At 55.6% G+C, this 12,337-nt stretch carries 13 protein-coding genes; all 13 read left to right on the top strand.

All coding sequences use genetic code 11. From position 1 onward, the window contains the following. Positions 1-65: 65 nt before the first annotated feature. The 13 genes from D1646_RS14535 (at position 66) to D1646_RS14475 (ending at position 12,272) form a co-directional block, all read left to right on the top strand. Positions 66-689: a hypothetical protein gene (locus tag D1646_RS14535; RefSeq protein ID WP_160637156.1), complete on the top strand. Its 624-nt coding sequence runs from the start codon at positions 66-68 to the stop codon at positions 687-689. Between the two features lie 71 nt (positions 690-760). Continuing rightward, the gene (locus tag D1646_RS14530; RefSeq protein ID WP_160637155.1) at positions 761-970 is read left to right on the top strand and encodes a hypothetical protein; all 210 of its coding nucleotides are present in this window, start codon (positions 761-763) and stop codon (positions 968-970) included. Next, the gene (locus D1646_RS14525) at positions 970-1,119 is read left to right on the top strand and encodes a hypothetical protein (protein ID WP_160637154.1); all 150 of its coding nucleotides are present in this window, start codon (positions 970-972) and stop codon (positions 1,117-1,119) included. Before D1646_RS14530 ends, D1646_RS14525 begins: the two co-directional genes overlap by 1 nt. Before the next feature lie 102 nt (positions 1,120-1,221). Next, positions 1,222-1,374 carry a hypothetical protein gene (locus tag D1646_RS22745; protein ID WP_201754693.1) on the top strand — a complete coding sequence of 51 codons (153 nt, stop codon included), beginning with the start codon at positions 1,222-1,224 and terminating at the stop codon, positions 1,372-1,374. A gap of 149 nt (positions 1,375-1,523) precedes the next feature. Beyond that, positions 1,524-2,333 carry a phosphoadenosine phosphosulfate reductase family protein gene (locus tag D1646_RS14520; RefSeq protein WP_160637153.1) on the top strand — a complete coding sequence of 270 codons (810 nt, stop codon included), beginning with the start codon at positions 1,524-1,526 and terminating at the stop codon, positions 2,331-2,333. A 2-nt stretch (positions 2,334-2,335) separates the two neighbouring features. Beyond that, a complete protein-coding gene (locus D1646_RS14515) occupies positions 2,336-2,515 on the top strand; it encodes a hypothetical protein (RefSeq protein WP_160637152.1) in 180 nt (59 codons plus the stop codon). Positions 2,516-2,519: 4 nt separating this feature from the next. Then, positions 2,520-2,939 carry a hypothetical protein gene (locus D1646_RS14510; protein ID WP_160637151.1) on the top strand — a complete coding sequence of 140 codons (420 nt, stop codon included), beginning with the start codon at positions 2,520-2,522 and terminating at the stop codon, positions 2,937-2,939. Between the two features lie 121 nt (positions 2,940-3,060). After that, positions 3,061-4,014, top strand: coding sequence for a hypothetical protein (locus D1646_RS14505; protein WP_160637150.1), 954 nt, complete (start codon positions 3,061-3,063; stop codon positions 4,012-4,014). Next, positions 4,011-4,565: a hypothetical protein gene (locus D1646_RS14500; RefSeq protein WP_160637149.1), complete on the top strand. Its 555-nt coding sequence runs from the start codon at positions 4,011-4,013 to the stop codon at positions 4,563-4,565. The genes D1646_RS14505 and D1646_RS14500 overlap by 4 nt, the downstream gene beginning before the upstream one ends. A gap of 7 nt (positions 4,566-4,572) precedes the next feature. After that, positions 4,573-4,887 (top strand): hypothetical protein, encoded by a 315-nt coding sequence (locus D1646_RS14495; protein WP_160637148.1) that lies wholly within the window; start codon positions 4,573-4,575, stop codon positions 4,885-4,887. Beyond that, positions 4,884-5,189, top strand: a complete 306-nt coding sequence (locus D1646_RS14490) for a hypothetical protein (RefSeq protein ID WP_347565221.1) — start codon at positions 4,884-4,886, stop codon at positions 5,187-5,189. The genes D1646_RS14495 and D1646_RS14490 overlap by 4 nt, the downstream gene beginning before the upstream one ends. A gap of 796 nt (positions 5,190-5,985) precedes the next feature. Beyond that, positions 5,986-6,369, top strand: coding sequence for a TnpV protein (locus tag D1646_RS14485; protein WP_347565220.1), 384 nt, complete (start codon positions 5,986-5,988; stop codon positions 6,367-6,369). A gap of 542 nt (positions 6,370-6,911) precedes the next feature. Continuing rightward, positions 6,912-12,272: an LPD25 domain-containing protein gene (locus D1646_RS14475; RefSeq protein WP_347565222.1), complete on the top strand. Its 5,361-nt coding sequence runs from the start codon at positions 6,912-6,914 to the stop codon at positions 12,270-12,272. Positions 12,273-12,337: the final 65 nt, after the last annotated feature.

Raw genomic sequence — 12,337 nt, 5'->3', positions numbered from 1 at the left:
ACATACGCCGCTCTTTGTCTGACTGGCACAGGGCGGCGTAAATTTATGGACAAGGAGGGAATCAAATGAGCGCAGATCAGGAGAAGCGCAAGGCTGGTGATTATGTTATCATCCATGCGCTTCATATCGGCGACCGGGAGATCGTGCTTGGGGAAAATCCGGCAGGTGAGCGTAATGAGCGGTATATGTGCGCGTTCTGCGAATCAAACGGCTTATTTGCCAGCTACACCGAAGTGATGGTCAGTGACGACTACCCCGAACTGGCAAAACTTTTTGGGGAGCGTGTGGCGGAGCAGGCGGAGAAAACCCGAATCGCCCTGAACGGCCCGAAAATCCAGGGTATCCCCAACGCACCCATTACCGCCGAGGGCTGCGAGGTCATCGGCTACCAGCACGACCTCCAGGGCAAGATCGTCGTAATCAGGCCGGAGGTGCTGCGCCCGGAATACCGCCGCGCCACCAGTCAGCTTCAGCTTTGCACCGGAGGTTTTGGTGCGTCCCCCAACAGCCGGGGCACCGCTTGCTACTGTACGCAGTTGTACTCCGGCAAAACTTCCTGTTTTGAGCGGAGTGACATTCTCGGCGTCATAGCGCCGGAGAACCTGCCCCAATGGGCGAAGCATTATCTGGAAATTCTCCGGCAGGAACAACAGACTGAAAAGAAGGCCAGGGACAGGGAGGGACGCTGATATGGCTGGCAGAATAAACGAGGGCTACGTCATTACCGACTCCATCCAGGTTGGGGAAACGGAATTTGTGTTTGGAAAACTGGACAGCACCCCCCATGTATGTGACCTGGGCCTGCAAGGGTGGGGACAACTACTATTGGGGGCACTACTTCTCCGACCTTCTGGAAGCAAAGAAAGACTTATTGGGCCGTGCCAACGAGGAATTGGAGTATCAGATGGAGCGGCGGGCGAGGGCTTCTGAAAGACAGCCCAAGGAGCCGGATAAGGAGTGTGAGCGGTAATGGATATGACCCTGCGGCCCGCTGCCCCAGCGGAGCGGTTTTACGCCTATGAACAGAGTGCGCATATCAGTGAGCGGTGCAGGAATCCGGGCTATTTGCGGGGCGAGCTGGACAACAGCGGCTCTATCTTCCTCCACAGGGGGTATTAAGCACATCCCCGTGGCCCGCACAGCGGGCCACCTACATACCTATTCGCACATTTGAAACCGCTTCTTTTTTCTTGTACTATGGTGGTGAAGGAGTTGTTTCAAATGTTCAAACGGGAAAAGAAAGTTTATCTCGAATTGACTGACCAGGAATACCGGCGTGTTCGGAAGTACCTGCTGGACTGGCGGAACAAGCTGACCGCCCAGGGCCAGGACGCCTCCCCGGTGAATGAGCTTCTGACAAAGCTGATGGCTTGAAAATAAAGTGTTCCTCCATACATACACCGCTCTTTGTCCGCTGGACACAGGGCGGTGTAAATTTTTGGACAAGGAGGAACCGGCATTGAACATCAGGTATCACTTGCGGCTCTATGAGGAACCGCCCAACCGAGAGAGGAGGCGGGAGCATGAACGCTGACAGCAAGAAACCCATAGAGGGCAGCTATCACGCCGTTTCCCTCTCAGGGGGCAAGGACAGTACGGCCATGCTTCTGCTGATGATCGAACGGGATATGCCCATTGACGTAGTACTGACCGCCGACACGGGCATGGAGTTCCCGGAGATGTATGAACACATGGAGAAGCTGGACGACCTGCTCTACCGGGAGCGCGGCATCCACATCACTACCCTGCGGCACCCCAAAGGCTTTGAATGGCTTATGTTTGAGGAACCGAAGGTAAAACAGTCCAGCATTGAGAACCGTCAACGGCTGGGGGTATCCCTCTATGGAAACGGTTGGCCCGGTGTTCGTGTTCGCTGGTGTACGGGCCAGTTAAAAACCCACCTCATTCAAAAAGAGGTAAACCGGCTGAAAAAAGAGCGGAACGCCCTGCACTATGTGGGTATCGCTGCCGATGAGCCAAAGCGTATCAAGGACGAACAATATCCCCTGGTGGATTGGGGCATTACCGAAGCCGAAGCCTTGCAGATCAGCTATGACCGAGGCTTTGACTGGGGCGGGCTGTATCGAATATACAACCGTTGTTCCTGCTGGTGCTGTCCCTTCCAACGAATCGGGGCACTGAAAAATCTGCGTCAGCACCACCCTGAATTGTGGGCACAGCTTCGAGAACTGGATAAGCGGGCCATCGCGCAGTTTGGACACAGCCCGCTGGGACAATTCAAACAAAATTGGACAGTAGAACAACTGGAAGGTCGATTTGCTAACGAAGAAAGGCAGGTCGGCCTTTCTGTTTCTGTTAAGGAGGGACGATAATCATGGGTAAGGGAAAAGACATGGACAAGGAATTGTCCGAGATGCTGCGGGGTGTTCCACCGCAAAACATCTTGATCTCCTTTGACGATAAGCCTGCCAAATCCCTGGCGGATCATGTGAAAGAGCGGCAGGAAAAGGCCCGCCAGAAGAAGTGCAGACCGCGTGATGACCGGGGGAGGTGACACTATGCAGAACGAAAAGCGGATGATAGAAAATTTTGAGATCATCCATGCGCTCCAAATCGGGGCGCGTGAGGTGGTGGTGGGCGTCAGCCCGGAGCAGGAGTTTATGTGCTGTTTCTGCACACAAGACGGAATGCGTGAATATTACGCCGAGGCGATGGCCAGCGACGACTATCTGGAGATTATGGAGCTGTATGCTGACAGGCTGAAAGGACAGGTGGCTGCTTTGCAGGCCCAGCGCAAGACCCTCCATATCCCGTTGGACTTGCTGAACGGCGAACAGTGTTTTCCGCTGAAAGACAGTGACGACATCACCGGCAAGGTGGTGGCGGAGCACGGGGCTACTCTCGTGGCACCTCAGTCTATGGCGTCAATGTGTTCACTGGCCACAGGGATGGCCGATGGGAGCGCAGGGATGTTTTAGGCGAGGTCAGGCCGGAGTGTATGCCACAGTGGGCAAAAGAGCATTTGTCGGTCATTCAGCGGGAGCGAGCATTGGAAAAAGGCGGACATGGCGTTCGGTAAACGGAAGGAGTGCGACATTGATGGAATTGACATTTCAGGCTGCAACCCCAGCGGAGCGGCTTTACTCCGTCAGCCAGAGTATGCAGCTCAAGGGCCAGACGGGGTGCGTCGGCCATCTGCGGGCCGGAACAGGCATGGACGTCCAAGGTTTTCTCAAAACGTGGCAGAGCCACCGGCAAGACCTGGATACCGAGGAATTTCAGATGGAGTTTGAGGGTGTCCTGAACGCACTGGTGGGCGACGAGCAGTACGGCGGCTTTTTGAAAAGCCGTGACGCTATGCGGGACTTTTGCCAGCAACACCCGGAGAACGGTTTTGATGACGGTTTCGCGTTCGGCTTCCGGGCGGACACGGCACAGTATTCCTACCTGATCCGGCTGAACCCCTACAAGGAGGAAGAAAACCTGTCTCTCTACTGCTATCGCCGCGACTGGCTTGACCAGCATATGAAACGAGCTGAACAGGGCATCCGTTTTATCACCTCGCACTATGAGGAAAAATTCAGAATTGCAGACGGCGACAGTGTGCGGATTAGGTGTCCGGACGGGAGGCAGCTTGACCGGGAATGCCGTTATATCGACGAATACCATGTGGAGGTGGGCAAAGGCTGGGACAACCTCTACCATATCTGCCAGTTTGCCGAGCTGATGGAGCGCAACGGCAACTCTGTGATCCCCCTCCGAAGTTCGCTGCCGCTGGTATGCTATGGCAAGGTGCCTGAAAAACGGGCTATTGTCATGTTTGAGCGAGGCTTTGACGGCTACCATTCCGCGTCCGCTGTGACAAGAGGCCGCACCAGTCAGAAGCTGGTGGAGCAACTGAACAGCGGGATGGGTGTGAGCAAGGCACAGGCAGCGGCGATGCTGGCCGGAGCCACCCAGGGCTGGGCCACTCCCGCCGCCGACCCGAAAAACTACGACGAGCAGGGCCAGCCAATCAAGCCCCGCCGCCCGGACAGGGGTGATGCCCGGTGACGGAACAAAAGCACCTTATCTGGAGCGACTTCACGCTGGATTACGAGGATTGGCGAGAGTTTTTAGAGGATGAGTACCCGGAGCTGACCGAGGACGAGCGCATGATGCTGATGTACGACATCAACAACGGCTACCTGGATGACGAGCGTGTGAACCTGAATATCCAGCTTGACCAACCTATCCTCATTATTGCAGACCTGGGCCTTTGGCACGGGCGGCGCATGGGCTACAAGGAGATTGCCAGCGGCAACATCCGGGACTGCCTTTACAGCGACCGGGGCATTGACTATTCCACCTGGTTTGTTGACAAGCTCGGCGACCTGCGCTGTGACGCCATCCATCATGACGGTACAAACCGTCTGCTTTACCGCACCTATAAGCCCGGAGTACGGGAATCGCAAATTGACCTGCTGAAAGAAAAATTGTATTACGGCACAGCGACCCGCGCCGACATTACCCGGATCACCCGCAGGCTGGGGGATGAGATCGGCAAAGTCTACGGCTGGGACTTCCCCCAGCGTGGGCGGCAGGCCGTGTCCGTGGAAAGGTAGGAGCATCATGGCACAATTACCGAATGTCAAATTGAACGTACACCCCTCTATGTTCGACCTGATGATGGCCGTTCTGGAACGCAACACCACCGCCGAGGATGTGCCCACCCGCAACAGCGCCCAGGACTTGATGGAAAAACGTATGCGGTTTTCCCGGCGCTGCTACGGTGTGGGCGGTAAGCCCTATGTCAGTATGCGGATATATGAGAGCGAAGCCTCCGAGATGATCTGGCAGCTTCTCTACGCCTGCATCGGGGCTTACGAGGTGGAAAAGGAGTACAGCGCGGAGCTGAAAGAGGGCGGCGAGGGTGATACCCGGTGAAAGGCGCACCCATCGACAAAGCTCTGTGTGAGTACCTGAAACAATACCGCCGTGGACAGGAAAGCGCGGCCTCCAGCAAGGAGCTGGAGACCGCGTTCCATGTCAAAGGGACGGAGCTGCGTCGGGCCGTCAACCGCCTGCGCTGTGACGGCTGGCCTATTTGCAGCGACGCCACCGGCTACTTCTACGCGGCGCGGCAGTCGGAGATACAGGCCACCGTCGCCCAGCTCACCGGGCGTATCTCCAAAATCGCCGCCGCCACAAAGGGGCTGCTGAAATCTTACGAGGAAAAGGAGGGATAGATCGTGGCAAAGAAACCTGAACCCATTGTCCGGCTTGCGGCGCAGACGGCCCGCCAGATTTTTGCCAACAGCGGGAACTATATGGCGTTTCTGACCACCGCCGCCCACAACTTCAAATACAGCTTCCGCGACCAGCTTTTGATTTACGCCCAAAAGCCAGACGCCACCGCCTGCGCTGAAACCGACTTCTGGAACAAGCATGGCCGGTGGGTGAACAAGGGCACCACGGGGATCGCCCTGCTGGTGGACACCGACAAGGGCTACAAGCTGCGGCACGTCTTTGATATGTCCGACACCAACAGCCGTGCGGGGCGCACCGTCCCTGTCTGGCAGATGAGGCCGCAGTACGAGGGGCCGGTGGTGGAGGCGCTGGAAAACAGCTACGGCGAGTTTTCCGATAAGTCCGACTTTGCCGCCTGCCTGTTGGAAACGGCAAAGATCATCGTCGAGGACAACTTTGGCGATTATTACGCCGACCTTTGCCGCGTCAAGGAGGGCAGTTTGCTGGAAGAACTGGATGATCTCAATACCGAGGTGTGGTTTAAGCGCCTGCTGGAGAACAGCGTGGCCTATATCATGCTGACCCGGTGCGGCATCGACCCCCAGGAGTATTTCAGCGGCGAGGACTTTGCCCACATCTACGATTTTAATACCCTGAAAACTCTTGCTATCCTGGGGGCCGCGACCAGCGATATAGCCGAGATGCCCCTGCGGGAGATCGCCAGCACCGTGCTGCCCTTATATTGGGAAGAAAAACAAAATCGCACATTTGCCGGGAATCCTGACAGGCAGTATAATGATGGCAGAACGAAACGTGAAAGGAGCGTTGAACATGGAGCTGACATACAGAACCGAGGGCGATTATCAACTGCCCAACCTGGACGTGCCGGAGGCCCCGCAGGTCGAAAAATATGGGATGCTGCGGCGCAGCTTCCTCGCCAATCACCGGCACGGGATTTACACGGGGATGCTGCTGACCGGGGAGCTGAACAGCCATCTGGCGGAGATCGACCGGCAGGCCACCGAGATGGTGGAGCAGTTGACGGAGCAAATGGCGCGGGAGCAGGGCGTGACCGAGAGCCTGAAAGCGTCCGATCAGATGAAGTGGGTAGGTCTGATGAACAATATCAAGGCAGCGGCGGAGGAAATGGCGCTGGCGGAGATCGTGTACGCCAACTGACCGCCCCTCTCCCCACGGAGGAAGAACAGAAAGCGGCTATCCAAGCGGCGGAGGATGAACAGTCCTCCGCTTTTGCTATTTCCCAGGAGGACATTGACGCCATTCTCCTGCATGGCAGCGGCATAGCCGATGGAAAGTTCCGCATTTTTGAGCAATTTGAAACAGCTCATAGCTCCACCGAAAACGTATTTTTTCTCAAAGAAGAATACAAATCGACCACCTATTTTTCTGTTACCACAGACAAAAAGATACGCGCATGGTTTGACCGAAACGGTGTGAAAATCTCCATTGGTGATTTATCCAAGCCAGAGGCCGAGGTCAAGCTGACATGGAAAAAGGCGGCGAAACGCATTGGGCAGCTCGTGGAGGCGGGCCGCTATCTGTCACCGGCTGAAAAGGAGAAATACCAGGAGTACCATCGTCAGGAGAGCGTTCCTGGCCCTCTGGCCGCGTCGCCGGAACCGGCCTATGACGAGCTGAACCCGCCCCCGGCACCGCCGAAAGAGTACCGGCTGACCCTGGGGGCCACGGTGTACCTGGGGATGCAGGAATATCAACTGCTGGCCTTTGACGATCAGACTCTCCGGCTCTTTGACCCAGCGTTTCCCATCATCAACAAGGAACTGCCCCGTGAGGAATTTGACCGCCTACTGGCGGAAAACCCGTTGAACGATGGTCTGCTTCAGGCGGTGGAGGAAGCGGCACCCGCCGCCAAACCTGCGGAGCCTGACATCCCTGGCTATGACCTGGGCTATGGGCACCTGGGCAACGGCCTGACAGTTTGGAACCGTTTGGAGCAGGAAGATGGCGACTATAAAATCATCGCCCATATCTCCCCTGACCGAACCGTGACCTATTATGAGGACGGTCTGCCGGAGGACGTTCGGGCACGAATTGAAGAAATTGCCGCTACCTCCACCATGACCATCTCCGCTACCCAGGACGCCCCTGTGTTCTCCACCCCGCCGCTGGTACGGGAACCCGCTGTGCCCCCTGTCGAAGCCAGCGAGCCGACTTACCCGCCCCGTGAGCTTCCCTATATTTTCTGCGAGTGGAGCGAGAGCATTGTATTTCAGGATAAGACAGCCTACTCCCTCCAAGAGTTTGACCGGCTGATGAAACAGGCCGACGATGAATATATCGCCGGGAGAACGGCTGCTATGGAAAAATACGGGACGTGGCAGAAATGGTATGATGCCAACGACCCGGAATATAACGCATTTTTAGGCTACGATAAGGTGAAATTCACCCTTGTCATGCCCGATGGACGGACATTCACCGAACGTCAGGACATTGGGGACGGTGACGGCGGTGTGCTGGATTTTCTCAATCAGTACGACAAATACCGTGAGATCATTCCCGTTCTGCGTGAGGCTGTTCGCAAGGAGGTGGAAGCGGCGCAAAGCGGCCCTGCCCCACAGCCGGAGCCTGGGCCTGCCAGCGGCAGGTTTTGGGACGCCTACAATTCCATCAAAGAGCATAACCCCGACAGTCTGGTGCTGTATCAGGTGGGAGATTTCTTTGAGCTGTATGGAGGGCTTGAGGGTGAGGACGCATATAACGCGGCGGAGGCCCTTGATCTGACCCTGACCAAACGCAATATCCCCGAATATGGCCGTGTGTCCATGTGCGGCTTCCCGGCCCATAAGTTAGATGACTACGTTGGCGAACTGAACCGTGCGGGCTATGATGTGGTAGTCGCAGCACTGGATGGGAACCAGCATAAAATCTCCATCAAGCCTGTACCGCTTATAGATACAGCGAAACAGCTCATTGAAGAATTTTGCAGCTATGCGTTTGAAAAAACGGCGGACTTCTCTGACTTGCACAATGTCACTTTTGGGGACAGCGTTGGAGATAAAGACAGCGAGTACCGTATTGTGGTAATCGCTGACTTGATTGACTTTCATTTGATTTATCAGGTAAATGATGAAACAGTCATGTCGCTCAAATGCCGCGATTTGGATGAACTAAACGTACACCTTGCAAACCTGAGTGTTGACAACATTATTTCCTACGCAGAGGATTATTACGAACAGAAACAAGAAAAAAGCCGTCAGGACGCTCCTGAACAGACGGCTGACAGTTTTTCCGACATTGACCCCGCCGCCGTTCGTGCCGCCCTTGCAGAAAATGGCATCGTGGACGGCCACGTAGTAGACCCAGAGAAGCTGGGCACAGCCCCCTTTATTCAGCAGGTTATGGCCGATGTGGGGCAGATCGCCGCAAAGGAAATCCCACCTGATGAACGATTTTCTATCATTGAAACAGATAACGGCTACGCCGTATGGGACGATGTTCAGGGCGGGATATATGTAGATGGTGAGGGCGTTCAGGAGGAATTTACCAGCGAATGGCAGGTCGAGGACTATCTGAAGCAGGTCAGGAAAGCCGTGGCGGACAAGGAGGCCGCTGAATGGCTGGCGGTAGAGCGGGCCAAGCAGGGCCAAGAATCGTCCCCCTCCGTCTCCCTGCGTGGGGGTGAAGGAAAGGTAGCGGAATACCTGTTTGACCAAGAGCGCATTGTTATCATCCAATCCCCTAACGGCAAGTATTATAACCATTATGGCTATGATGAACAGCGTGGTTTTTCCCACGCAATAGCGGGTGGCTTTGATACGCTTGAAGAAGCGGAAAAAACGCTGCTTGCCCATCGGCCCAGGGCAGAAAAGATTTTAGAACCTGCTGAAAAAGAAGCAACTGCCGAAAAGGGCGCAGAAAGTTTAACAAATGGGCACGACCACGCCGACAAAGCACCGCCGCTGCCTCCACCCGCCCCCCGGTGCAGGCCCAAAGTATCGCCCTTTATCCTCCATCCCGAAGTCCCTAACGCAGACCGGCATGAGTACCACATCACCGATGATGCCATCGGTGTGGGGACGCCGGGGACACGTTTTAACAACAATGTCCGGGCCATCCGCCTGCTGAAAAAGCTGGAACGTGAGGAACGGTTTGCTACCCCGGAGGAACAGGCGGTATTGGCGCAGTATGTGGGCTGGGGTGGGCTGGCCGATTGCTTTGATGAACGACACAGCAAGTACGCCGAGCTGAAAGCCCTGCTGGATGAGGACGAGTACGCCGCCGCCAGAGAATCCACCCTTACCGCCTTTTACACCCCGCCCGTGGTCATTCGCTCTATCTATCAGGCATTGGAGAACATGGGCTTCAAGACCGGCAATCTGCTGGAGCCGTCCTGCGGCATCGGCAACTTCATCGGTATGCGCCCGGAAAGTCTGGCCGACTCCAAAATCTACGGCATAGAGCTGGACGGGATCAGCGGGCGGATCGCCCAACAGCTCTATCAAAAATCGTCCATCGCTGTCCAGGGGTTTGAGACAACAGAACTCCCGGACAGCTTTTTTGACGCCGCCATCGGCAACGTGCCATTTGGAGCGTTCAAGGTAACGGACAAGCGGTACGACAAGCACAACTTTCTCATTCACGACTATTTCTTTGCCCGGACGCTGGATAAGGTCAGACCGGGCGGCATCGTCGCCTTTGTCACCAGCAAGGGTACGATGGACAAGGAGAACCCCAACGTCCGAAAGTATATCGCACAGCGGGCCGATCTGCTGGGGGCTATCCGCCTGCCCAACAACACATTCAAGGACGCTGCTGGTACGGAAGTGACCAGCGACATCCTGTTTTTACAGAAGCGGGAAGCCCTTGCCAGCGGGGAGCCGGATTGGGTACACCTGAATACCGATGAAAACGGGCTGAAAATGAATCAGTATTTCATCGACCACCCGGAGATGGTCATGGGAGATATGCAGGAGGTCAGCGGCCCCCACGGGCCGGAAATCGCCTGCCCGCCCCGTGAGGGACAAGACCTGGGAGAACAGCTCAACGCCGCCATCCAGAATATCCAAGGCACCATCACCGAGTATGTGATGGACGACCCGGAGGCAGAGGGCGAGGACAAATCCATCCCTGCCGATCCGAATGTGCGGAATTTCAGCTATACCGTAGTGGACGGCGAAATCTACTACCGGGAGAACAGCCGGATGAACCCGGTAGAGGTGTCCGTCACAGCGGCGAACCGCATCAAGGGACTTATTGAAATCCGGGACTGTGTGCGGACGCTCATTGATTATCAGACCGAGGACTGGCCCGACGAGGATATTCAGGCCCAGCAGCGCAAGCTCAATGCTCTCTATGATGCTTTTGCGGCGAAATACGGGCGTATCAACTCCCGCGCCAACAGCGCCGCGTTCAGCATGGACAGCGCCTACTTTCTGCTGTCCTCTCTGGAAGTGCTGGACGATGAGCGGAACTTTGTCCGCAAAGCGGATATGTTCACCAAGCGCACCATCAAGCAGAAAACTGTTATCACCAGTGTGGACACGTCCGCCGAGGCCCTGGCCGTGTCACTGGCTGAAAAGGCCAAAGTGGATATAACCTTTATGATGGAGCTGACTGGCAAGAACGAGCAGGAGATCTACACCGACCTGACCGGCGTGATTTTCCTGAACCCCATGTACGGGTACGGTAACAGTACGGAGGAAAAGTATCTCACCGCTGATGAATACCTTTCTGGCAACGTGCGAGAGAAACTGGCATGGGCGAAGCGGAGCGCCGAGCAGTACCCGGAGGACTATACCGCCAATGTGGAAGCGCTGGAACGGGTGCAGCCAGTAGACCTGACCGCCAGCGAGATTTCCGTGCGGCTCGGCTCCACCTGGCTCCCCCTGGACGTGGTGGAGAAGTTTATCTTTGACCTGTTGGATACGTCCGTTTATGGCAGGGGGAAAATCCACGTTTACTACTCGAAATATACCGGGGGCTGGAATGTAGAGGGCAAAAGCGTTGACCGGGTGAATGTCAAGGCCAACAGCACCTACGGCACCACCCGCATCAACGCCTACAAGATCATTGAGGAAACCCTGAACCTGCGGGACGTTCGGATTTTTGACTATGTTGAGGACAGGAACGGAAAGAAAAAGCCTGTTCTGAACAAGAAAGAAACCGCTATCGCCCAGGGCAAGCAGGAGCTTATCAAGCAGGCGTTTCAGGACTGGATTTGGAAAGACCCCCAGCGCCGGGAACGGCTGACGCGGTTTTACAACGACAAGTTCAACAATCTGCGGCCCCGTGAATACGATGGGAGCCATATCAATTTTGTGGGTATGAACCCGGAGATCACTCTGCGGCCCCATCAAGTGAACGCCATCGCCCATATCCTCTACGGAGGAAACACCTTGTTAGGCCATGTGGTGGGGGCCGGGAAAACCTGGGAGATGGTGGCGGCGGCACAGGAGAGCAAGCGGCTGGGCCTGTGTCAAAAGAGCCTGTTTGTGGTTCCCAACCACCTGACGGAGCAGTGGGCGGCGGAGTATTTGCAGCTCTATCCCTCCGCAAACATTCTTGTGGCGACTAAAAAGGACTTTGAAACCAAAAATCGAAAGCGGTTTTGTGGCCGAATTGCCACCGGGGACTATGACGCCATCATCATCGGGCACAGCCAGTTTGAGAAGATACCCATGAGCATAGAACGCCAGCGGTTTACTCTGGAACAGCAGATGAACGAAATTATCCACGGTATTGCTGAACTGAAAGCGCAGAACGGGGAGCAGTTTTCTATCAAGCAGTTGGAACGTACCAGGAAAAGCATCAAGGAAAAGCTGGACGGCCTGAACGATCAGAGCCGTAAGGATGATGTGGTCACGTTTGAGGAATTGGGCGTTGACCGCATTTTTATTGATGAAGCGCATTATTACAAAAATCTCGCCGCATTTTCCCAAATGCGGAACGTGGGCGGCATCAGTCAGACGGAGGCGCAGAAGTCCAGCGACCTGTATATGAAGTGCCGCTATCTGGACGAGCTGACCGGGGGCCAGGGCGTTATTTTCGCCACAGGCACGCCTATCAGCAACACAATGGTGGAGCTTTACGTGCGCCCATAAGGGCATATATCAAATGCCGCCTTGAGCAAGCGGCGGGAAGAAAGATATCAAAGAAAGGCAGGTGA

Source organism: Pseudoflavonifractor sp. 60, assembly GCF_009911645.1.
Lineage (GTDB): Bacteria > Bacillota > Clostridia > Oscillospirales > Oscillospiraceae > Lawsonibacter.
This window is presented reverse-complemented; position numbering and strand designations above follow the sequence as displayed.